Source organism: Phenylobacterium sp. (assembly GCF_030693405.1).
Lineage (GTDB): Bacteria > Pseudomonadota > Alphaproteobacteria > Caulobacterales > Caulobacteraceae > Phenylobacterium.
Genome location: NZ_JAUYAW010000017.1, coordinates 1 through 21,429, shown reverse-complemented (window position 1 = coordinate 21,429; position 21,429 = coordinate 1). Strand labels below are relative to the sequence as shown.

The window sequence follows — 21,429 nt, the reverse complement described above, 5'->3', positions numbered from 1 at the left end:
GGCTAGGCGAGCCAGACCATCATGCGAGTGGGCGCCGGCGCGCCCCGGGCCAGCGAATGGCGCAGGACCACGTCGCCGGTATAGAGAAAGCCGGTCTTGCACAGCACCTGGCCCGAGGCCGGGTTGTCGGCGAAGTGGCCGGCCAGCAGGTAACGCCGCTTCCAGCCCAGACCCGCCCAGACCAGGGCGGCCCCAGCCGCCTCGGTGGCCAGGCCCTGGCCCCAGTGCGGCCGGCCGAGCCAGTAGCCGAGCTCCGTGCGGCCGTCCTCGTCCGGATGAAAACCCAGCATACCCACCAGCCCTTCGCCATCCTGCTCAATGGCGAACACGGTCTCCCGCGCCGGATCCTGGCTCGCGCAGGCCTCCAGAAAGGTCTCGGCGTCGGCCAGACTGTAGGGGTGCGGCATGCGGGTCGTCATCCGCGCCACGTCCGGATCATTGGCCAGGGCGGCGATCTTCGGCGCATCGGCGGCCCGGGGCGCGCGCAACCGTAACCGGGACGTGGCGATGACGGGCGGCCCGTCGGCTGGAATGCTCATCTGATCCTCCCGGCCCCTCTGACGGGAGCCCTTGGAAAACGAAAACGGGGAGTCCGGCGGCCGGACTCCCCGTTCGGAGTTTTCCTGTCCGGTCCGCCTCAGTGCGTGAGAGGCGGAACCGGGAGAGAGGCGGTCCGCCTATTCGGCGGCGGCCATCTCCGCCTGGACCACCGTCACATAGGTGCGGTCGTCGCGCTTGGTGATGAACTTCACCGCGCCGGTCTCAAGCGCGAAGAGGGTATGGTCGCGACCAATGCCCACATTTGCGCCCGGGTAATACTTGGTGCCGCGCTGGCGCACGATGATGTTGCCGGCCAGCACAGCTTCGCCGCCGAACTTCTTTACGCCGAGGCGACGGCCAGCCGAGTCGCGACCGTTGCGCGACGAACCGCCAGATTTCTTGTGAGCCATGGTGCTCTCCTAAACCGTGGGACGCCTATTCGGCGTCCGATTCCTTCTTGGCGGCGGCCTTCTTCGGCGCAGCCTTCTTTTCGCCCGCGTCAGCCTTGGGGGCCGCCTTGTCGGCCTTCGGCTTGGCGGCGGCCTTGGGGGCCTCGGCCTCGTCGGCGGGCTCAGCGGCGACCTTGGCCGGCTTGGCCTCGACCGGCGCGCGGACTTCGGTGCTCAGGCCGCGGGCCCGGGCGTCCAACACGGACTTCGGGGTCAGGTCGACCTCGCCGTCCCACTTGTCGGTCTTGCCGACGCCGGCGATCGAGGTGACGCGCAGGACGCTCTCGAACTGGCGATGGCCGCGGGTCCGGCGGTAGCCCTGGCGACGGATCTTCTTGAAGATCTTCACCTTCTCGCCCTTGCGGGTTTCGATCAGGGTCGCCTCGACGCTGGCGCCGTCCACCACGGGGGCGCCGAGGGTCACGGTCTCGCCGTCGCCCAGCATCAGGACGTCGCCGAACGCGACGTTCGCGCCGGGTTCGCCATCCAGCTTTTCAACCACAAGCAGGTCACCAGGTTGGACCCGGTACTGTTTGCCGCCGGTCTTGATCACCGCGTACATGGTTCGCGCCTTGGACTTGAATACAAAAAGGATTACGCCCGCGAGAAACCCCGCGGGCGAGAGCCGCGGACTTATACAGACGCAGACTGGTGAGTCAACGCAGGCCCGGGGGATTCCCGGGACTCTTCCCGCGGGGCGTGGCGCACCTCAACGGTCAGGTGGCTGAGACCGGCCAGGTCGGCCAGTTGGGCGCGGAATGTCTGGGCCGGACGCCCTTCGGGATCGTCCACCACGGCGATGGCGGCGTGGTGGCCAGGCCCCAGACGCCAGAGATGCAGGTCGATCAGCCGGACCCCCAGGGCCTCCAGCCGCCCGCGGACCTCGCCGGTCAGGCGGGGGCTCGGGGTCATGTCCAGCAACACGGCGCCGGCGCTGGTCCCCAGGGTCCAGGCGAAACGGCCCACCAGCAGGGCGCCAAGCAGCCCCGCCAGCGGATCAGCCCAGGTCCAGCCCAGCCGCCCGCCCGCCAGCAGGCCTGCGATAGAGAGTATGGAGACCACCACATCGGCGGCCAGGTGAAGATGGGCGCCGCGCAGATTGACGTCATCGTCGTCCTGGCGGTCGTGCGCGACCCGGGCCGGGCGCAGCAGCCACATGCAGAGGAGATTGACGGCCAGGACCGCCACGGCGAGCTGCGAGGCCTCATGAAAGTGGGTCTCGGCGCCGCCGCTGAAGTGGGTGAGGCTCTCGCCGGCCAGCAGCAGTGCGGTGATCCCCAGGGCGACCGCATTGGCGAAGGCCGCCAGGTAGCCCACCTTGCCTGCCCCGAAGCTGAAACGCCGGTCGGCGGCGTAGCGGCGGGCCAGCAGATAGGCGAGGCCGGCCACGCTGAGCGCGGCCACATGGGCGGCCATATGGATGCCGCCGGCCACCAAGGCCATGGAATTGAAGGCCAGGCCGCCGGCCAGCTGGGCGGTCAGGGTGAGGGCGCAGATGCCCGCCGCCAGCCAGACTCGCCGCTCGTTGCGTCCATGATCGGCGCCCAGATAGACCCGGTCGGCGCGGAAGCCGTCCAGGGGGCCTGGCGCGGGCGTCGCAGTCCTTGTCTCTTGGTCCTTGGACACTGGGGCGTTTCCGGGGCGGCGCCCCGACGTGGCGCGAACGGTGTTAGTCTATAACGTCCAGGCCCAGGTCAAGGGTGTCTTAGGCGCCGAACCGCGCCCCAGCCTGTTCCCTCGGGCCGGGTCAGGGATTAGATGAGGCCCATGACCGATAAAATCCCCGTCACCGTCCTGACCGGCTATCTCGGCGCCGGCAAGACCACCCTGCTCAATCGCATCCTCAGCGAGGACCACGGCAAGCGCTATGCCGTCATCGTCAACGAGTTCGGCGAGGTGGGCATCGATAACGACCTCATCGTCGGCGCCGACGAAGAAGTCTTCGAGATGAACAATGGCTGCGTCTGCTGCACGGTGCGCGGCGACCTCATCCGCGTCCTGTCGGGCCTGATGAAGCGCAAGGGCAAGTTCGACGCCATCATCGTCGAGACCACGGGCCTGGCCGACCCAGGCCCTGTGGCCCAGACCTTCTTCGTCGATGACGACGTCCGGGCCAAGGCGCAACTGGACTCGGTGACCACGGTGGTGGACGCCAAGCACCTGCCCCTGCGCCTGGCCGACAGCCACGAGGCCGTCGAGCAGATCGCCTTCGCCGACCAGATCATCCTGAACAAGACCGACCTGGTGACCCCGGCCGAGCTGGCGGCGGTGGAGGCGCAGATCCGGCGGATCAACCCCCTGGCGCCCATCCATCGCGCCCAGCGGTCGAATGTGCCGCTGGAGGCGGTGCTGGGTCGGGGCGGCTTCGACCTGGAGCGGATCACGGGCCTGGACCCGGAATTCCTCAATCCGGCCCACGGCGAGCCTGGCCATGTGCATGACGAGTCCTGCGACCACGATCACGACCATGGGCACGACCATGGGCACGACCACCATCATGGACATGACCACGGCCACGACCATGTGGCCGAGGCCGGCATTCGCGGCGTGTCGCTGACCTTCGATCAGCCCCTGAACGGGACCCGGGTCACCAACTGGCTCAACGCCCTCCTGCAGGAGCAGGGCCCCGACATCCTGCGGGCCAAGGGCATTCTGGACGTGGCCGGCGAGGATCGCCGGCTGGTCTTCCAGGCGGTTCACATGATCCTGGAGGGCGATTTCCAACGGGACTGGCGCGAGGGCGAGCCGAGGTCCAGCAAGATGGTCTTCATCGGCCGCAATCTGGATGAGGCCAAGCTCAAGGCCGGCTTCGAGGCCTGCGCGGCCTAGCCGGCGGCCTGGACCAGACCCCAAATGAAAACGCCCGCCGGTGATCCGGCGGGCGTTCGCATGTTCAGAGCCTGTCTGGGCGCGACGTTGTCACGCCCTTGAGGATCAGGAGAGCTCTTCGTTGATCAGGGCGACCAGGAAGTAGCCGTCGGTCTGCAGCTGGTTCATCACCGACATGAACTCGCCATAGCGCACCGTACGGTCGGCGCGGATATAGACACGCTCTTCGGTGGGGACCGGCACGGCCAGCTCAGACGCCAGATCCGACGCCAGGGTCGCCAGGGTGGTCGGGCGCTCGCCGATGAAGATCGCGCCGCCTTCCTGCACGTTGATCAGGGTGGGCTCTTCCACCACGGTGCCGGGCGGCGGCGGGATGGCCGGCGGCAGGTCGAGCTTGATCGACACCGTCGCGGCGGGAATCGCCACCATGAAGATGATGAGGAGCACCAGCATCACGTCCACGAAGGGCGTGACGTTGATGTCGCTGTTCTGGCCGAGGTCGAACTTGGAGCCGCCCCCGCCACTCAGCTTCGCCGCCATATGCAATTCCTTCCCATAGGGTCGCGTAGGCCCGCGACCGTCCGTTTCGTCTCGACCATTCGCCTGTCGAAACGCGATTGTAAAGTCTCAAGGCGCCGGCGGCCGGGGGGTTTCATGCAGTTGGACCGGGGCGGCGCCGCAACTGGCGTCGTCGGACGCCTGGATTCCTTGCATCGGCCCCCTGGGCAAGACCCGCGTTCGCCGTCTATGCAGCCCTATGCCCTATGATTTTGACGCCTATGTCTCTGCCGCCCTGTTCACCAAGTCCGGTCAGGGGGTCTTCGCCCTCGGGGATGGGACGGTCAGATTCGACACCGGAGAGGTGATCGAGGCCCATGACGGCGCGATCCTCTGCGCCTGCCTGCACCCATCGGGCGAGGGCGTGGTCACCGGCGGCGATGATGGCCGCCTGGTCTGGTCGCGGACATCCGGGCCTCAGGAGATCGCCGAAATCAAGGGGCGCTGGATCGACGCGGTGACCGCCAGCCCCGAGTCGGGGCTGATCGCCTTTGCGGCCGGAAAGACGGTCCATGTGCGCGACGCCGCCGACCCGGACTTCGCCCGCACCTTCGCTCACGAATCCTCGGCGCTGGGGCTGGCCTTCGATCCCAAGGGCCGGCGTCTGGCGGTGGCGGTCTATGGCGGCGCCCACCTGTGGTTTGCGCGGATCGCCGAACAGAAGCCCACCATCCTGGCCTGGGCCGGCAGCCATATCGCGCTCGCCTGGAGCCCGGACGGCAAGTTCCTGATGTCATCAATGCAGGAAAACCAGCTGCACGGCTGGCGAGTGGCCGACGAGAAGAACATGCGGATGGGCGGCTATCCGGCCAAGGTGAAGAGCCTGGTCTTCATGTCCAAGGGCCAGTTCCTGGCCACCTCTGGGGCCCAAGGGGTGGTCATCTGGCCGTTCGGCGGATCGGCCGGGCCCATGGGCAAGGAGGCCGCGGAGGTCGGCTATGACGCCTCCACCCTGGTGGCCCAGGTGGCCGGAACGCCTGCCGGTCGTCGGGTCGCCGCAGGCCTCGAGGATGGTCGGCTCTGGATCTGCGACCTTGAGGGCCAGAAGATCGAGATGCTGAAGGCCGAAAAGGGCGCAGCCATCACCGCCCTGGCCATCTCAGCCGACGGCAAGCGCGTGGCGTGGGGCGACGAGGACGGCGCGGCCGGCATAGCCGAAGCGCCCTAGGCGCCCGCCTCAGCCTTCGAACCCCAGCATCTCGCCCCAGACCTCGAAGGGGTCGCGGCGGGTGCGCAGGGTGTTGATGGGGGCCGCCGCGTCGGCATAGCCGAGCGCCATGCCGGAGAAGATCATCTGGTCCTGTGGCAGGTTCAGAACCTCAGCCAGCGTCTGCGGATAGCGGGCCCAGTATTCTTGGGCGCAGGTGGCCAGGCCCTGCTCCACCGCCAGCAGCATGATGGTCTGCATCAGCATGCCCACATCGGACCATTGCGGCGGACCCACCTTGCGGTCGAGGCTGAAGAAGAGCCCCACGGGCGCGCCGAACAGCTCGCCGTTCTTGGCCAGCTGGGCCAGGCGTGCAGCCTTGTCCTCCCGCGGGATGCCGATGGTCGCATAGAGATCCTCGCCGCACTGGAAGCGCCGGGTGCGCAGGGGCTCCCAAAGATTGGCCGGATAGACGTCGTATTCCGGCGTCTCGCCGAACGGGTTCTCCCTCACCTTGGCCTTGAGCGCCTCCAGGGGCGCGCCGGTAAGGGCGTGGACCCGCCAGGGCTGGAGATTGCCGCCCGAGGGCGCGCGGGCGGCGGCCTCCAGGATCTCGCGCACCAGAGCGCCCGGCACGGGGTCGGGACGGAAGGCGCGGACGGAGATCCGCTGGGCCACGGCCTGGCTGACATTCATGGAGCCGCTCTCCTGCAGGGCTAGGACGCTTGCCGCGCCGTCTTCCCATCGTTAGCAGCCCCGCCTAGGGTCAAGGCAAGGATGGCCGAGCTTGAGCGATACTGACACGACCGCCCCTGGGGATAGGCCCGAGCCGCCGACGGCCGATGGCGCGAAGCCCGCCCGGCGCCGGAGCCTTGGGCGCATCGTGCGAGGCCTCCTGGTCCTGGCCCTGATGATCGGCTTCGTGGGTCCAGTGCTTACGGTCGCCGCCTATCGCTTCCTGCCGCCGCCGATCACCATCCTGATGGTCCAGCGCCTGTTCGAGGGCCAAGGCTTCAGCCGCAGCTGGCTAGACCTGGATGACATCTCGCCCCATCTGGTGCGCTCGGTGATCGCCGCCGAAGACGCCAATTTCTGCAGTCACCACGGTTTTGACCTTGAAGCGATCCGCAAGGCGCTGGCGCACAACGAATCCTCCGATCGCGTGCGGGGCGGCTCCACCATCAGCCAGCAGACGGCCAAAAATGTCTTCCTGTGGCCTGACCGCTCCTATGTCCGCAAAGGCCTTGAGGCCTATTTCACCGTCCTTATCGAGGTGATGTGGGGCAAGCCGCGGATCATGGAGGTCTATCTGAACTCCATCGAGTTCGGCCCTGGCGTCTACGGCGCTCAGGCTGCGGCGCGGAAGAATTTCGGGGTTGACGCCAAGGACCTCTCCCGCACCCAGGCCGCCCGCCTGGCCGCCGTCCTGCCCAGTCCCTTGCGCTACAAGGCCGACACCCCAGGCCCCTATGTCCGTCGCCGCACGGGGCGGATCCAGGCCGCGGCCGGAACCATCCGGCGGGACAATCTGGACGCCTGCGTCCTGGGTTGACGAAACACGGTTACGCCCTCAGACCTGGGGATTGATAAAACAATCTGCCCTTCAGGAGGCGGTTATGCGCGTTGGTGTGCCCCGCGAGATCAAGCCGAACGAACATCGTGTCGGGCTGCCGCCCACGGCGGTTCGAGAATATGTGGCGCACGGCCATGAGGTGCTGGTCGAGACCCGGGCGGGCGAGGGCGCCGGCTATGCCGACCAGGATTATGAGCGGGCCGGCGCGAAGGTGGTCGCCGACGCCGCCGCGGTCTTCTCCGGCGCGCAGCTGATCGTGAAGGTCAAGGAGCCCCAGGCGCAGGAATGGGCGCGGCTGACGCCTGACCACATCCTCTTCACCTATCTGCATCTGGCGCCCGACCCGGCCCAGACCGAGGGGCTGCTGGCCTCTGGCTGTGCGGCCATCGCCTATGAGACGGTGACCGACCGCGCCGGCGGGCTGCCGCTGCTGGCGCCCATGTCGGAGGTGGCCGGCCGGATCGCCGTCTTTTCCGCCGGAGAGACCCTGCTCAAGCACAATGGCGGGATGGGGCTCTTGCTCTCGGGCGTTCCGGGCGTGCGGCCGGCCCGGATCTGCGTCCTGGGCGGCGGCGTGGTCGGCATGAACGCCGCGCGCATGGCCGCAGGGCTCGGCGCCGAGGTGGTGGTCCTGGAGCGCTCCATTCCCCGGATGCGGGAGCTGGACGACATGTTCCTGGGCCGGGTGCTGACCCGCTACTCCACTCTGGACGCGGTGGAGGAGGAGGTGCTGCGGGCCGATGTGGTGATCGGCGCCGTGCTGACGGCAGGCGCGGCGGCGCCCAAGCTGGTCCGCCGCGAGCATCTGGCGCGGATGAAGGCGGGTTCGGTTCTGGTGGACGTCTCCATCGACCAGGGGGGCTGTTTCGAGACCTCCCGGCCGACCACCCATGCCGAGCCCACCTATGTGGTCGACGGCGTGGTGCATTACTGCGTGGCCAACATGCCGGGCGCCGCCCCGCGGACATCGTCAGAAGCCCTGGTGCACGCGACCCTGCCGTTTGGCCTGGCCCTGGCTGATCGTGGGCTTGAGGCGCTGAAGGATGACCCGCATCTGGCGCGGGGCCTGAACGTGCTGAAGGGCGAGCTGACCCATCCGGCGGTGGCCCAGGCCCTGGGCCGGACCTCGGTGGATCCCTATGGGGTCTGGAGCCGCTAGGCGGCCGCCCACTGGCTGGGGTCGAGCGCCACCGGATCGTCGATAGCCATGTCGTCCCAGTCCAGGTCAGGGGGCGGGCTGGAGGCCGCCGCGATCACCGCCGACAGCTCGGCGGCCGAGGTGACGCCCACCAGGACGGTCGTGGCTTCGGGCCGCGACAGGGCGAAGCCCAGGGCCGCCTGCAGCGGATCGCTGCGACCCTCGGCAATCAGGCGTCGGGCACGGGAAATGCGGCTGGCTGCGGCCTTCAGATGGTTGGGCGCCCGGTCCGGCGGCAGGAAGATCAGGCCGTTCAGGAAGATCGAGCGCAGCTGAACCTCGATGCCCATGCCGGCCAGGGTGGCCAGGGTGCCGTCGATCAGCAGGCGCTGGTCCAGCAGGCTGGCCGGCGCCTGGATGACGTCGGGCCGGAAGCGGCGGGCCAGGCCCACCGGATCGTCTGAGGCGAACACCGCCACGCCGATGCGGCGGCAGACGCCGGCGTCGCGCAGCTGCTGCAGGCGGGTCCACAGCGCCATGCCGTGCGGGCCGAACAGTTCCGCAGCCGAGGGCACGAGCACGCAGTCGGCCTGGGCCACGCCCAGACGGCGAAGCGAGGCGCGCACCTCGGCCTCCACCATGTCGGGGCCGCGATCAGCGCGGATGGTGGTGACGGAGACCCGGAAGGGGATGGGCTTGGGCAGGGCTTCGCCGATCAGGGTCTCGCCCTGGGCCGAACGACCGGCCACGTCGAACAGCGACAGACCTGCCCGGGCGGCGACGGACAGGATGTCCTGAATCTCGGCCTGGGCCGGACGCCCGCGAACCGAGGCCTGGTCCAGGACGAATTGGCCAGAACCGAGGCCGAGCTTGTCGAGCGGAGAGGTCATGGGCGGGCGGACGCTCTGAAGAACTGCACTTGTCGGGGAGCATGCTTATCTGTGAGGCCTAAAGAACCCGTATCTGGAACCTTTCACGGGGGTTAATCTGAGCCATGATCGAACCGCTGCCCCAATGGCCGATCTTCGGCCTCGATGAGGATGTCCGACCCGCCCTGCAAACGGCCGCGGCGACGGGCGCGCCCCTGGTCCTGGCCACGCTGACGGCTTTGGGCGGCGGCGGTCCGCGACCTGTGGGGACCCAGATGGTCTTCGGGCAGGGCGTGGTTTCCGGTTACTTTTCCGGGGGTTGCGTTGAATCTGACGTCGCCGCGCACGCCCAGGCCTGTCTGGAGGACGGCGAACCCCGCACCCTGGTCTATGGGGAGGGCAGCCCGTGGCCCGACATCCAGTTGCTCTGTGGGGCCCGGATCGAGATCTTCCTGGAGAAGGTCGCAGGCGACGACCCCGCCCTGACAAAACTCGTCACCGCCCAGATTGAGCGCAAACCCTGCGTCTGGATAAGCGACGGCCATCGCCGGGTCTGCGTGGCGCCTGAAGACGCCGAGCCTTGGCCGGGCGCGATCCGTCGGGACTATGAGCCGGTCCCCCGTCTGGTGGTGGTCGGCTCTGATCCCACCGCCCTGGCCATCGCCGCCCTGGGCGGCCAGTCGGGCTTCGAGACCACCCTGGTGCGACCCAAGGGACCGACCGAGCCGCCGCCCCTGGCCAAGGTGGCCTATCGACGGGACGAGCCAGGAGAGGCCCTGGCGGCCATCGGCCTCGATCCCTGGACGGCTGTGGCCATCGCCACCCATGACCTGACCACCGACCAGGTCGCCCTGCGCGCCGCCCTGCCGTCCAAGGCGTTCTATGTGGGATTGCTGGGCGCCCGGGCGCGGTTGGCCGAGCGGCTGGCCCGCCTGCGGGCGGCCGGACTCAGTGAGGCGGCCCTGTCGCGGCTGCACGCCCCCATCGGCCTGGACATCGGTGGCAAGGCCCCCTGGGAGGTGGCGCTGTCGGTGATCGGCGAGATCGTCGCCCTGCGCTATGCGCGGGCCAGCGGCAGCACCTCGACCAGCCCCCCAGCCTCGACGCCGGGCGCGCCCGGCGGACGGCGCAACAGCGCGTCAGCCGCGGCGAACACGGTGACCAGCGAGGAATCCTGATCTCCATAGGGATCGACGCTGATCGCGCCCTCCTGATGGGTCAGTTTCGCCCGCATCCAGTGCTCCCGTGGCCCGTTGGCGCCCAGCGGCGTCGCCGCGCGGGCGGTGATGGTGGCGAAGGGCCTGGGATCCCCCTGATAGGCGGCCAGGATCGGGCGCAGGAACAGCTCGGCGCAGACAAAGGCCGAGGCCGGATTGCCCGGCAGGCCCAGCATCCGGCGGCCATCGGCCAGGACCCCGAAGAAGGTCGGCTTGCCCGGCCGCACGGCGACGCTGGCCACCTTCATCGACAGACCCAGGGCCTCGCCCGCAGCCCGCACCAGGTCGTGGTCGCCCACCGAAGCCCCACCGACCGTGACGATCAGGTCGGCCTCGGCGTCGCGTAGGGCGGCGATGACGGCGTCCAGGTCATCGCGGACGGGCTTTAGCTTTTGCGCCTCCGCCCCCCAGGCGCGGACCATGGCCAGCAGGGCTGGCGCGCCGGAATCATAGATCTGGAAAGGCCCCGGTACGCCGGGCGCCTCGATGATCTCCTCGCCGGTGGAGATGATGGCCACCCTGGGCGCGCGATGGACCGACACCTCGGCGCGGCCGGCCGAGGCGGCCAGCGACAGGCGCCAGGGATCGATGCGCTGGCCGGCGCTCAACAGGGCCTGGCCAGATTTGAAGTCGCCGCCCCGGGGGCGCAGGTGCTGGCCTGCGGGGGTTTCCGGGGTGGTCACGAAGTCGCCGTCGAGCCGGGCGTCTTCCTGGATGACGATGGCGTCGGCGCCGGCCGGAACCGCCGCGCCGGTGAAGATGCGCACGGCCTCGCCGGGGCCAAGGGCGCCTGTAAAGCCGTGACCCGCAGCGCTTTCGCCGATGATGCGCAAGGTCCCAGGCGTGTCGCCGCTGCGCACCGCCCAGCCGTCCATGGCCGAGGCGTCGAAGGGCGGCTGGTCGCGAATGGCGCTGACATCCTCGGCCAGGACCCGGCCGATGGCTGCGCGCAAGGGGACGGTCTCGGCGGGCAGGGGGGCGATCTCGGCCAGCATGCGGGCTCGGGCGTCCTCGACGGCCAGCAGCTTCATGCGGCGGACCAGTCGCCAGAGGCGCCGCCGGACTTGGCGGTTAGGCGCACAGCCTCGATGACCATGCCCTTCTCGGCGGCTTTCAGCATGTCGTAGACAGTGAGGCAGGCGACCGAGACGGCCGTCAGGGCCTCCATCTCCACGCCGGTCTGGCCGGTGGTGCGCACCCGCGCAGTGACCGACAGGCCGCCTTCGCCCGGGGCCACGCGGACCTCGACCTTGGATAGGGCCAGGGGATGACAGAGCGGGATGAGCTCGCTGGTGCGCTTGGCGGCCATGATGCCGGCGATTTCGGCGGTGGCCCGCACATCGCCCTTCTTGGCGTCGCCGGACAGGGCGAGCGCCAGGGTCGCAGGCGTCATCCGCACGAAGCCTTCGGCCACGGCTTCGCGGGTCGTGATCGCCTTGCCGGAGACATCGACCATATGGGCGCGGCCGGTCTCGTCGATATGGGTCAGGCCGCTCATCGCTCCATCAGCCGGGGCATGAGGTCGACCATGTTGCAGGGGCCGTGGCGGCTATCGAGCTGGGCGGAAATCACTTTGTCCCAACCGTCCTTCACCGCCCCGTTGGAGCCGGGCAGGCAGAAGACGAAGACACCGCTCATGATGCCGGCGGTGGCGCGGCTCTGTAGGGTGGAGAGGCCCACCGTCTGGTAGCTGACCATGTGGAAGACGACCGAGAAGCCGTCCAGGGTCTTGTCGAACAGGGGTTGCAGGGCTTCGGGCGTCACGTCCCGGCCGGTGATGCCGGTGCCGCCGGTGGTGATCACCGCGTCCACCTCGCCCGACGCCACCCAGGCCTTCACCTGGCCGCGGATCGCCTCGACCTCGTCGCGGACGATGGTCCTCCCCGCCAGGACATGGCCCGCGCCAGTGATCCGGTCAGCCAGGACCTGACCAGAGGTGTCGGTGGTCTCATCGCGGGTGTCGGAGACGCTGAGGACGGCGATGCGGACCGGGACCAGGGTCTTGGCCTCATCGATCTTGCCGCCGGGGGCGAAGGCAGGCGCGTTCATGATCGGCTCCTCTGTGCGTCTAGGGCTCGCAGGGCGTCTAGGCCCAGCGGGCGATGTCCTCGTGGTCCTGGGCGCGCGGTTCGATCCAGCGGGCGCCGTCGGGGCCATGCTCCTTCTTCCAGAAGGGGGCGCGGCTCTTCAGATAGTCCATCAGATAGTCGCAGGCCTCAGAGGCCGCCCGGCGGTGGGCGGCGGCCGTCGCCACGAAGACGATGGGCTCGCCCGGCGCGATCTGGCCGATCCGATGGACGATCATCAGGTCCTGCAGATCAAACCGCGTTCGGGCCGTCTCGGCGATGGCGCCGATCTGGGCCTCGGTGAAGCCGGGATAGGCCTCCAGCTCCAAAATCTTCGTCTCGCCGCCCTCGGCCCGGGCGAGACCCGTGAAGCTCGCCACCGCGCCGGTCTCGGCCCGCCCGCGGCAGAAGCCCGACAGCAGCGGGCCGGGATCAAAGCCCTGGTCGGTGAGGCTGATCATCATGGCCTAGCCCCCGCTCATGGGCGGCAGGAAGGCGACTTCAGAGCGGGGCGACAGGGCCGCGTCATCGCGCACCAGCACCTGGTCCAGCGCCACCTGGACGCCGGGCGCGGCCAGGGCCTCGCCCAGGGCGGCGTCGTCAGCGGTCAACAGGGCGCGCAGGTCCGAGAGGCGGGCGGGCGAGGGATCCAGGATCTTTTCCCGCCAGCCGGCGATGTCGCTCAGGCGACCAAACAGCAGGACCCGGGTCACCGCCTCAGCCCCCTGTGGTGGACATGTGGCGGGCCAGCGCCGGCGCCGCCGATCGCTCGATCCGGAAGTCGTGACCCTTGGGCTTGCCGTCCACCGCCAGGCGGATGGCCTCAATCAGGGCTGTGTCATCGGCGCCGGCCCGCATGACGCCCCGCAGATCGCTGGCGTCTTCCTGGCCCAGGCACGTGTGCAGGGTGCCGGTGCAGGTTAGCCGCACCCGGTTGCAGCCCTCGCAGAAATTGTGGGTCATGGGCGTGATGAAGCCCAGCCGTCCGCCGGTCTCGGCGATGCGGACATAGCGGGCCGGCCCGCCGGTGGAGAGGGGGATGTCCTCCAGGGTCCAGAAGCTCTCCAGCTCCTGGCGGACCTTGGTCAGCGACAGGAACTGGTCGGTGCGGTCTTCGTCGATTTCGCCGAGCGGCATGGTCTCGATCAGGGTGGCGTCCATGCCCTCGCCATGGGCCCAGGCGATCAGGTCCGGCAGCTCGGCGGCGTTGTCCTGGGCCAGGGCCACGGCGTTGATCTTGACGGCGATGCCGGCGGCTTGCGCGGCCTTGATCCCGGCCAGCACCTTGGCCACGTCGCCGCCGCGGGTCAGGCGGCGGAACAGGTCGGGCTTGCGGGTGTCGATGGAGACATTGACGCGGCGCACGCCGGCGCCGGCCAGGGGCCCGGCGAATTCCGCCAGACGGGTGCCGTTGGTGGTCAGGGTCAGCTCGTCCAGCGCCCCGGACTTCAGATGTCGCGACAGGCCTTCGATCAGGCCCATGACCCCCTTGCGCACCAGGGGCTCGCCGCCGGTGATCCGCAGCTTGCGCACGCCGAGCGCGATGAAGGCCGAGCTGACCCGGTCCAGCTCCTCGAGGGTCAGCAGGTCCTTCTTGGGCAGGAAGACCATGTGCTCGGCCATGCAATAGACGCAGCGCAGATCGCATCGATCGGTGACCGAGACCCGCAGATAGGTCACCGTCCGGCCGAAGCCGTCGATCAGCGGTGCGGCCGTCGTGGACGGCGCTTGCGAAGGTGAGGCGTCGTAGGGCGTCATGGCGTTAGCGCAACATAGGGGAGGGCAGGCGATGACGACAGGGGCCGCGCGCAAAGAGGCGAGTTGGAGCGCCATCATCCTGGCGGCCGGCGCCGGCCGCCGGTTCGGCGGCCGCAAGTTGCTGGCGCCCTTCGAGGGCGGTCCGCTGATCGAGGGTGCGCTCGGGGCAGCCTTCGCGAGCCCCGCCTCGACGATCATCCTGGTGACCGGATCTGACGCCGATGAAGTCGCCAAGGTCTCGTGGGCGTTTGCAGAAAGACGGGGCGAGGGCGCCCGCCTGCGGAGCGTCCACGCCGCAGATCACGCCGAGGGCATGGGCGCGTCCCTTCGGGCCGGGGCTGAAGCGCTTCCCGCGGATACGGCCGGGACCTTCGTCCTTCTGGGCGACATGCCGAAGGTTCCGGCAGCCCTGCTTCCGCGCCTTGTGGAGGCTGTGAAGGCGGGTGCGGCTGCGGCGGCCCCGATCTGCGAAGGCCGCCGGGGCCATCCGGTGCTGTTCGGGCCCGACCTCCTCGGTCACCTCCGTAAGGCCGCCGGCGACGAAGGCGCGCGCACAGCCCTCGCCGGCCTCGGCCCGCGCCTCGCCCTCATCGAGACTGATGACGACGGCGTCCTGTTCGACGTCGATCGGCCCGAGGATCTGGCGGGCGCCTAGACCTTCACGAACGGCTGGGCGGTGATCGCCTCGCCGGTCAGGGCCAGCAGCGCATTGGCCACGGCTGGGCCGATCACCGGGGTGCCGGGTTCGCCGACGCCTGTGGGATGGGTCCCGGCGGGCTGGGCGACGACATAGGTCTCGACCTTGGGGGCCTCGTTGTGGCGTAGCACCCGGTAGGTGTCGAAATTGGTCTGGTCGACCCGGCCTTCGGTCAGGGTCACCTGGCCATAGAGGGCGGCCGAGAGGCCGTAGCAGGTGCCCCCCTCCATCTGGGCGGCGATCTGGTCGGGCGAGATGGCTGTGCCGCAGTCGATGGCGGTGACCACGCGACCGACCCTGGGCTCGCCATTCTCCATCTTCACCTCGGCCACCTGGGCCACGACTGAGCCGAAGCTCTCGTGCACCGCCACGCCGCGGGTCCAGCCCTCAGGCGCGGGCTCGCCCCAGCCGGCCTTTTCGGCGGCCAGGTCGAGGACGGCCAGATGCCGCTTGGCGCCGGCCTTCTCATAGAGGGCCCGGCGATAGGCCACCGAATCCTGGCCGGCCCGGCGGGCCAGCTGCTCGATGGTGTGCTCCATCACATAGGCCGTGTGGGTCGCGCCCACCGAACGCCACCAGAGCACCGGCACGCCCGCGTCGGGGGTGAGCAGCTGGGCGTCCACATGCGGGGTGGCTTTCAGATAGGGGGAGCCCTTGGCGCCTTCCACCGCGGTCTCGTCGACGCCGCCGCCGCCGAAGGGGGCGCCCTTCATGATCGACTGGGTGACGATTCGATGGGTCCAGGTGTTGGGATAGCCGTCTGTATCGGTGGTGACCCGCACCCGGTGGTGGACCAGGGGGCGGTAATAGCCCGCCGCCATGTCGTCTTCCCGGGTCCAGACCAGTTTCACCGGCCGGTTTCCGCCCACCTTGCGGGCGATCTGGACGCATTCGACCACGAAATCGGACTGGAAGTTGGCCCGCCGGCCAAAGGAGCCCCCGGCCGGCAGGGTTTCGATCTCGATGGCGCCGGGCAGGTTGGCGACCACCTTGGCCACGTTCAGCTGGTCCAGGGTCGGCCCCTGGGAGGCGAAGGCGAGCCTGGCCTTGTTGCCGTCCACCTGGGCCACGCAGTTCATCGGCTCCATGGTGGCGTGGGCGAGGTAGGGGAAGTCATAGGCGACCTCGAGGGCCTGACCGCCGGCTTGCGCCGACACATCCCCCTTTGTTTCGAAGCCCTGCCATTCCTCGCCTCTGGCCAGCGTCGCTGAACCCGCCGCCAGATCGCGGAAGCGCTCGGCGATGGCGGCGGAGCTGCGGGTCTCGGCCTTGGCCTCGTCCCAGTTGACGGTCAGCGCGTCGCGGCCCTGCTTGGCGGCCCAGGTTGTTTCAGCCACCACGGCCACGCCGGTGGGGATTTCATAGACCTCGACGACACCGGGCACCGCCTTGGCCGCCGTGGCGTCAAAGCTCGCCACCTTGGCGCCGAAGCGCGGCGGGTGGGCGACCATGGCCACCAGCAGATTCTCGGCCTGGACATCCATGGTGAAACGGGTCTGGCCGGTGCTCTTGGCCAGGCTGTCCTTGCGCCGAACCCGGTCGGTGCCGATCAGGGTGAACTGGGCCGGGTCCTTCAGCGTCGGCTCGGCCGGCGGCGCCACCTGCGCCGCGTCAGCCAGCAGGGCGGCGAAGTCGGCCGACTGGCCCGAGGTGGCGTGGGCGACGACGCTGTCCTTGACCGTGATCTCACCGGCCGGAACGTTCCAGCGGTTGGCGGCGGCCTGGACGAACATGGCCCGGGCCGCGGCCCCGGCCTTGCGCAGCTGGTCCCAGGAATTGTTTATCGCTGTCGACCCGCCGGTAAGCTGCGCGCCGAGGCCGCCATTGGCGTAGAGCTTGGCGTTGGCAGGCGCATGCTCCCAGCCGACCTTGCTCCAGTCGGCGTCCAGCTCCTCGGCGACGATGGCCGCCAGACCCGCATGGGTCCCCTGACCAAACTCGATGTGCTTGCAGACCAGGGTGACCGCACCGTCCGGGGCGATCTTGACGAAGGCGCCAAACGGGCCGGTCTCGCCCTCGGCGCCGGCCGCCAGCAGGTCGGTGGGGGAACAGCCGACCATCAGGGCGCCGCCCACGGCGGTGGCGGTGATGATTAGCTGGCGGCGCGACAGGCCCTCGCCCGAAGGGGCGGCGCGGCGGGAAAAGGGTGCGTTCATGGCTCTCATCCCGTCCGGTCAGGCGTCAGTCTGGGGGGAAGCTGTGGCCGGGGCCTGGCCCGACGCCACCTTGATCGCCGCATGGATGCGCTGATAGGCGCCGCACCGACAGATATTGCCGGCCATGGCGCCGTCGATCTCTTCGTCCGTTGGCTTGGGCGACTGCTCCAGCAGGGCTGCGGCCGACATGATCTGGCCCGACTGGCAGTAGCCGCACTGGGGCACGTCCAGCGCCACCCAGGCCTGCTGCAGGGGGTGGTCGCCCCCCAGGCCCTCAATGGTGGTGATCTTCGCGCTCCCCAGCGCCGAGATCGGCGTCAGGCAGGAGCGGATCGGCGCGCCGTCGGCCAGGACGGTGCAGGCGCCGCATTGAGCTATCCCGCAGCCGTACTTGGTTCCAGTCAGGCCCAGTTCATCCCGCAACACCCACAACAGGGGCGTATCGGCGGCCGCCTCCACCTTAAGCGGCTTTCCATTCACATCGAGGGTGATGGCCATGACGATCCTTAGGCGTTGCAGAGCTGGAGCATGATCTTAACGCCGCTCAGGTGGCAAGGTAAGCCCCGACCCGAGCCGACGGGCCCAGTCTTGATGCGCCCGTGATCTAACTGCGCTACCTAATTTCCCGACGCCGTGATCGGCCCCGTTCCTGGAGACCCTCATGACCCCATCGGTCCGCGCCACCAACCTCCGCCTCCCGGTCCTGCTGGCTGGCCTCCTCCTGGCGGCGGCGCCGGGTCTGACCCAGGCTCAGGCGGCCTCATCGACGGGCGCACGTCTGTTCAATCTTCAGTGCAAGACCTGTCACGGGGACAAGAGCACGCCGGCGGGGCCCACCCTGACCGGGGTGGCCGGCGCCCCCATCGCAGGCCGCAGTGACTATGCCTATTCCGCGGGCCTGAAGGCCAAGGGCGGGACCTGGAGCGACGCGGCCCTGGACGCCTATCTGGCGAAGCCGATGGCGTTCGCGCCAGGGACGCGCATGATGGTCGCCGTTCCGGACGCCAATAATCGCGCGGCCATCGTGGCCTATATGAAGACGCTCAAATGACTTCGCTTCTTGGGCCTGGCCTGCCGCTGCGTTTGGCGCTGGTGGCCGCCGCCGCCGCGTCTCTGACCGCCTGCTCCACCGTTGGGCCAACGGCGCCGTCGGCCGGCTTCGTCTCGCCCCTGCGCTCGGCGCCTGGCCCGGAGGACGCCACTGACGCGCCGATGACCTATGCCTGCCGTGAAGGGAAGCGGTTCGTCGCCGCCTACGCCCTGTCGGGGGAACATGCTGTGGTTCAGGCCGGCGGACGCTCCTACCGCCTGCCGCACGCGCCCTCGGGCTCAGGGGCGCGCTTTTCGGCCGGTGGGGTCGAACTGACGACCAAGGGCGTCGAGGCGAGCCTGGACGGCGCCGCCGGGGCGCCCTATCGCGGCTGCGTCACCGGCTGAAGGAGCAGGATCTTGGACGCCTTTCCCGCCTTTTTCCCCCTGGCCGGCGCCAAGATCGTGATCGCCGGGTCCGGCGAGGGCGCCGAGGCCAAGGCTCGCCTGTTCGAGGGCTCGCCGGCCCGCCTGGTGCGGGTCGATGACGCCCAGGCCTATCTGCCGGCCACCTATGCCGGCGCGAGTCTGGTCTTCATCGCCAGCGCCGATGATCTGTTCGTCCAGGCCGCGGTCACCGCCGCCCGGGCCGCCCGGGTTCCGGTCAATGTGGTCGACCGCCCGCCGCTCTGCGACTTCACGACGCCGGCGGTCATCGACCGGGGCGAGGTGGTGGCTGCGGTGGGCACCGGCGGCGCCTCGCCCATGCTGGCCACCCTTTTGCGCAATACCATCGAGACCCGCATCCCAGAGGGGACCGGGCGCATCGCCGCCCTGTTCCGCAGGATGCAGGACGAGGTGCGCGAAGCCCTGCCCGAGCTGCCCCGGCGTCGCGCCTTTCTGCGCCAGGCGCTCGAAGGCCCGGCCGCGGACGCGGCCATGGCGGGGAATATGGAGGCCGCCGAAGCTCTACTGCGCAAGGCGCTCTCGGAAGACGCGCCCCAGCCGGGCCGCTTGCAGTTCGTCGCCGGACGGGGACCGGCCGACCTGATCACCCTGCGGGCCAGCCGCGCCCTGGCCAGCGCCGATGTGCTGATCATCCCGCTCGACGCCGATCCTGAGATCGTCGGCATGGCCCGCCGCGACGCCGAGCGGGTCGCGCCAGAGGCCGCGACGCCAGACCACCTGATCGACCTGGCGCGCCAGGGCCTGAAGGTGGTGAGCCTGATCACCGTCATGCCCCAGGCCGAAGCCCTGCGCGCCTATGCCGACTCCGGTATCGCGGTCGAGGTGATGCTGGCCGCCCCGCAGATCTAGTCCAGGGGTTTGCCCTTGGTCTCCGGCAGGAACAGGCAGACCACCACGCTGATGGCGGTGAAGATCACCGGGTACCAGAGGCCTGAATAGATGTTGCCCGTCGCCGTCACGATGGCGAAGGCGCTGAACGGCACGAAGCCGCCCACCCAGCCCGTGCCGATATGATAGGGCAGGGACATGGCCGTGTAGCGGACCCGTGTGGGAAACAGCTCCACTAGGGTCGCCGCCATGGGGCCGTAGAGGGCCGTGGCCGCCACCACGAAGATCATCAGGATGCCGAACACCGCCGCAAGGTTGGTCCGCGCCGGGTCGGCCTGGGGCGGATAGCCGGCAGCCGCCAGGGCTGCGCGGATCTCGCCATCCACCTGGGCCCTTGCGGCCTTCAGGTCATCGGCTGCGAGCTGGCTGCCGTCGATGGAGGAGACGACCGTTTCACCCACCCGCACCTGGGCCAGCGTCCCGGCCGGCGCGGCGAGGTTGTCATAGGAGACGCCTGCATTGGCCAGGGACGTCTTGGCGATGTCGCAGGCCGAGATGAACTGCGCCCGGCCCACGGGGTCGAACTGCAGGGCGCAGTCGGCCGGGTCGGCGACCACCACGACGGGGGTGGCGGCCTGGGCCTCGGCCAGGGCCGGGTTGGCCGCCAGGGTCAAGGCCTTGAAAGCGGGGAAGAAGGCGACGAGGGCCAGCGTCATGCCAAACCACATCACCCACTTGCGTCCGACCCGGTCCGACAGCCATGCGAAAAACACATAGAGCGGCGCGCTGGCGAGCGTTGCGCAGATCATCAGGGTGTTCACCGTGGCCGGCGCCACCTTCAGGAACCGCTCCAGGAAGATCTGGGTGTAGAAAAAGGCAGTGTACCAGACCGCGCCCTGGGCGCTCATGAAGGCGAACAGGGCCAGAAGCACGAGCTTCAGATTGCCCCATTGACCGAAGGCCTCGGCGAAGGGGGCCTTGGCCTCCTCGCCCGCGGCCTTGAGCCGCTCGAAGCTGGGGCTCTCAGCCAGTTTCAGGCGCATGAAGATGGAGATGGCCAGAAGGCCCGCCGACACCAGGAAGGGCAGGCGCCAGCCCCAGTCGACAAACGCCTCCTCGCCGACGACGCGGCGGGTGACCAGGATCACCACCAGGGCGCCGATCAGGCCGAAGGCGGCCGAGGTCTGGATCCAGCCTGTATATTCCCCCCGCCGATGGTCCGGCGCATGCTCGGCCACATAGATGGCCGCGCCGCCATACTCCCCGCCAAGCGCCAGGCCCTGGAGGATGCGCAGGACGATCAACAGGGCGGGACCGATCAGGCCAGCCTGCTCGTAGGTGGGCAGGAAGCCGATGGCGAGCGTCGCCCCGCCCATCAGGGTGACGGTGATCAGGAAGGCGGCCTTGCGTCCGACCCGGTCGCCCATGCGCCCGAAGATCAGCGCGCCCAGCGGGCGGAAGGCGAAGCCGGCGCCGAACAGGGCCAGGGCCGCGACCAGGCCTGCGGTCTCATTGAGCCCCGCGAAGAAGTTTCGCGAGATGACTGTCGCCAGGGTCCCGAAGATGAAGAAGTCGTACCACTCAAACGCGGTGCCGGCGGATGAAGCCACCACCACGGTGCGCATGGACGGCGCCTTCGCGCCCTCATTGGCCTGAGCGTCTGCGGCGTCCTGCGCCATGAGCGTCCCCCCGAACTGCGATTTGCAGCAGGAGTAACACCGGTCGGCGATGGGGCGGAAGGCGCGACCTTGCGGAACCCTCTCCGGGGAACTCAGGCGCGCCTGCGCCGTTACCGCAGGCTGGACGTTCAACAGGGCGTTCAACCACGAAGAACCCCGATATAGTTTTTGGCCTCTCGGAGCGCGCCGAGGGGGAATTTCCCTGATCGATCAGGGGATTTCCCGCGAACCTGCCCCCTGGCCGCACGAAAGCGGGACGGGGGTGTCGCAAAAAGTCGAAAAAGGCTGATTGACACTCTCGGGGGTGGCGACTAGATACGCCGCTCCTCGCCGCCGACGGATTGGTTGGCGGGGCTGGCGGAAGCCGGTTTGGTCTTTGACATTGTTGAATTGGAAAGAGAAACGCAGGCGGCGGTGTTCTGGCGATG

At 69.2% G+C, this 21,429-nt stretch carries 24 protein-coding genes and 1 pseudogene; 9 read left to right on the top strand and 16 right to left on the bottom strand.

Going from position 1 to position 21,429, the window contains the following annotated elements; all coding sequences use genetic code 11:
- Positions 1-2 precede the first annotated feature (2 nt).
- From Q8N19_RS03665 to Q8N19_RS03650, 4 genes are all read right to left on the bottom strand, one after another.
- Positions 3-539 (bottom strand): GNAT family N-acetyltransferase, encoded by a 537-nt coding sequence (locus tag Q8N19_RS03665; protein WP_305588276.1) that lies wholly within the window; start codon positions 537-539, stop codon positions 3-5.
- Positions 540-677: 138 nt separating this feature from the next.
- Complete coding sequence (gene rpmA / locus Q8N19_RS03660; protein WP_293317373.1) at positions 678-950, bottom strand: 50S ribosomal protein L27; 273 nt, start codon at positions 948-950, stop codon at positions 678-680.
- Positions 951-975: 25 nt separating this feature from the next.
- Positions 976-1,551, bottom strand: a complete 576-nt coding sequence (gene rplU / locus Q8N19_RS03655; RefSeq protein ID WP_305588275.1) for a 50S ribosomal protein L21 — start codon at positions 1,549-1,551, stop codon at positions 976-978.
- Positions 1,552-1,622: 71 nt separating this feature from the next.
- Positions 1,623-2,615 (bottom strand): cation diffusion facilitator family transporter, encoded by a 993-nt coding sequence (locus Q8N19_RS03650; protein WP_305588274.1) that lies wholly within the window; start codon positions 2,613-2,615, stop codon positions 1,623-1,625.
- Positions 2,616-2,747: 132 nt separating this feature from the next.
- On the opposite strand from Q8N19_RS03650, the gene Q8N19_RS03645 reads away from it, so the two are divergent.
- Entirely contained in the window at positions 2,748-3,818 is a 1,071-nt protein-coding gene (locus Q8N19_RS03645; RefSeq protein WP_305588273.1) for a GTP-binding protein, read from the top strand.
- 105 nt (positions 3,819-3,923) lie between these two features.
- Here Q8N19_RS03645 and Q8N19_RS03640 read toward each other — a convergent pair whose 3' ends face one another.
- Positions 3,924-4,358 carry a biopolymer transporter ExbD gene (locus tag Q8N19_RS03640; RefSeq protein WP_305588272.1) on the bottom strand — a complete coding sequence of 145 codons (435 nt, stop codon included), beginning with the start codon at positions 4,356-4,358 and terminating at the stop codon, positions 3,924-3,926.
- Between the two features lie 217 nt (positions 4,359-4,575).
- Between Q8N19_RS03640 and Q8N19_RS03635 the strand changes: the two genes are divergently transcribed.
- Positions 4,576-5,544 carry a WD40 repeat domain-containing protein gene (locus Q8N19_RS03635; protein ID WP_305588271.1) on the top strand — a complete coding sequence of 323 codons (969 nt, stop codon included), beginning with the start codon at positions 4,576-4,578 and terminating at the stop codon, positions 5,542-5,544.
- A 9-nt stretch (positions 5,545-5,553) separates the two neighbouring features.
- Here the strand turns inward: Q8N19_RS03635 and Q8N19_RS03630 are convergent, their stop codons facing one another.
- Positions 5,554-6,219 carry a nitroreductase gene (locus Q8N19_RS03630; protein WP_305588270.1) on the bottom strand — a complete coding sequence of 222 codons (666 nt, stop codon included), beginning with the start codon at positions 6,217-6,219 and terminating at the stop codon, positions 5,554-5,556.
- Positions 6,220-6,403: 184 nt separating this feature from the next.
- Here Q8N19_RS03630 and mtgA point away from each other — a divergent pair, with 184 nt between their 5' ends.
- Together mtgA and ald are read left to right on the top strand one after the other, a co-directional pair.
- Entirely contained in the window at positions 6,404-7,075 is a 672-nt protein-coding gene (gene mtgA / locus Q8N19_RS03625) for a monofunctional biosynthetic peptidoglycan transglycosylase (protein ID WP_305588303.1), read from the top strand.
- Between the two features lie 64 nt (positions 7,076-7,139).
- Positions 7,140-8,255 (top strand): alanine dehydrogenase, encoded by a 1,116-nt coding sequence (gene ald / locus Q8N19_RS03620; RefSeq protein ID WP_305588269.1) that lies wholly within the window; start codon positions 7,140-7,142, stop codon positions 8,253-8,255.
- Here the strand turns inward: ald and Q8N19_RS03615 are convergent.
- The gene (locus Q8N19_RS03615; protein ID WP_305588268.1) at positions 8,252-9,124 is read right to left on the bottom strand and encodes a bifunctional regulator KidO; all 873 of its coding nucleotides are present in this window, start codon (positions 9,122-9,124) and stop codon (positions 8,252-8,254) included. The two genes, ald and Q8N19_RS03615, sit on opposite strands and share 4 nt — an antisense overlap.
- Before the next feature lie 104 nt (positions 9,125-9,228).
- Here Q8N19_RS03615 and Q8N19_RS03610 point away from each other — a divergent pair.
- Positions 9,229-10,089 (top strand): annotated as a pseudogene (locus Q8N19_RS03610) (XdhC family protein); the annotation flags it as partial.
- A 71-nt stretch (positions 10,090-10,160) separates the two neighbouring features.
- Here the strand turns inward: Q8N19_RS03610 and glp are convergent.
- The 6 genes from glp to moaA are packed head-to-tail and all read right to left on the bottom strand — an operon-like array spanning position 10,161 to position 14,144.
- Positions 10,161-11,351: a gephyrin-like molybdotransferase Glp gene (gene glp, locus Q8N19_RS03605; protein WP_305588267.1), complete on the bottom strand. Its 1,191-nt coding sequence runs from the start codon at positions 11,349-11,351 to the stop codon at positions 10,161-10,163.
- The gene (gene moaC, locus Q8N19_RS03600; protein ID WP_305588266.1) at positions 11,348-11,818 is read right to left on the bottom strand and encodes a cyclic pyranopterin monophosphate synthase MoaC; all 471 of its coding nucleotides are present in this window, start codon (positions 11,816-11,818) and stop codon (positions 11,348-11,350) included. The genes glp and moaC overlap by 4 nt, the downstream gene beginning before the upstream one ends.
- A complete protein-coding gene (gene moaB / locus Q8N19_RS03595; RefSeq protein WP_305588265.1) occupies positions 11,815-12,369 on the bottom strand; it encodes a molybdenum cofactor biosynthesis protein B in 555 nt (184 codons plus the stop codon). Before moaB ends, moaC begins: the two co-directional genes overlap by 4 nt.
- 37 nt (positions 12,370-12,406) lie before the next feature.
- Complete coding sequence (locus tag Q8N19_RS03590) at positions 12,407-12,850, bottom strand: molybdenum cofactor biosynthesis protein MoaE (RefSeq protein ID WP_305588264.1); 444 nt, start codon at positions 12,848-12,850, stop codon at positions 12,407-12,409.
- A gap of 3 nt (positions 12,851-12,853) precedes the next feature.
- On the bottom strand, positions 12,854-13,099 hold the full coding sequence (locus tag Q8N19_RS03585; RefSeq protein WP_305588263.1) for a MoaD/ThiS family protein: 246 nt from the start codon (positions 13,097-13,099) through the stop codon (positions 12,854-12,856).
- Between the two features lie 4 nt (positions 13,100-13,103).
- The gene (moaA, locus tag Q8N19_RS03580) at positions 13,104-14,144 is read right to left on the bottom strand and encodes a GTP 3',8-cyclase MoaA (protein ID WP_305588262.1); all 1,041 of its coding nucleotides are present in this window, start codon (positions 14,142-14,144) and stop codon (positions 13,104-13,106) included.
- Between the two features lie 31 nt (positions 14,145-14,175).
- On the opposite strand from moaA, the gene Q8N19_RS03575 reads away from it, so the two are divergent.
- Complete coding sequence (locus Q8N19_RS03575) at positions 14,176-14,799, top strand: nucleotidyltransferase family protein (protein ID WP_305588261.1); 624 nt, start codon at positions 14,176-14,178, stop codon at positions 14,797-14,799.
- Here Q8N19_RS03575 and Q8N19_RS03570 read toward each other — a convergent pair.
- The gene (locus Q8N19_RS03570; protein ID WP_305588260.1) at positions 14,796-16,997 is read right to left on the bottom strand and encodes a xanthine dehydrogenase family protein molybdopterin-binding subunit; all 2,202 of its coding nucleotides are present in this window, start codon (positions 16,995-16,997) and stop codon (positions 14,796-14,798) included. The two genes, Q8N19_RS03575 and Q8N19_RS03570, sit on opposite strands and share 4 nt — an antisense overlap.
- 18 nt (positions 16,998-17,015) lie before the next feature.
- Positions 17,016-17,495 carry a (2Fe-2S)-binding protein gene (locus tag Q8N19_RS03565; protein ID WP_305588259.1) on the bottom strand — a complete coding sequence of 160 codons (480 nt, stop codon included), beginning with the start codon at positions 17,493-17,495 and terminating at the stop codon, positions 17,016-17,018.
- 163 nt (positions 17,496-17,658) lie between these two features.
- Here Q8N19_RS03565 and Q8N19_RS03560 point away from each other — a divergent pair, with 163 nt between their 5' ends.
- Genes Q8N19_RS03560 through Q8N19_RS03550 form a run of 3 tightly spaced genes read left to right on the top strand, consistent with a single transcriptional unit; the run spans position 17,659 to position 19,343 of the window.
- A complete protein-coding gene (locus Q8N19_RS03560; protein WP_305588258.1) occupies positions 17,659-18,048 on the top strand; it encodes a cytochrome c family protein in 390 nt (129 codons plus the stop codon).
- Complete coding sequence (locus Q8N19_RS03555) at positions 18,045-18,434, top strand: MliC family protein (protein WP_305588257.1); 390 nt, start codon at positions 18,045-18,047, stop codon at positions 18,432-18,434. Before Q8N19_RS03560 ends, Q8N19_RS03555 begins: the two co-directional genes overlap by 4 nt.
- 12 nt (positions 18,435-18,446) lie before the next feature.
- Complete coding sequence (locus tag Q8N19_RS03550) at positions 18,447-19,343, top strand: NAD(P)-dependent oxidoreductase (RefSeq protein ID WP_305588256.1); 897 nt, start codon at positions 18,447-18,449, stop codon at positions 19,341-19,343.
- Here Q8N19_RS03550 and Q8N19_RS03545 read toward each other — a convergent pair.
- Positions 19,340-21,001 (bottom strand): MFS transporter, encoded by a 1,662-nt coding sequence (locus Q8N19_RS03545; RefSeq protein WP_305588255.1) that lies wholly within the window; start codon positions 20,999-21,001, stop codon positions 19,340-19,342. The two genes, Q8N19_RS03550 and Q8N19_RS03545, sit on opposite strands and share 4 nt — an antisense overlap.
- Between the last annotated feature and the right edge of the window lie 428 nt (positions 21,002-21,429).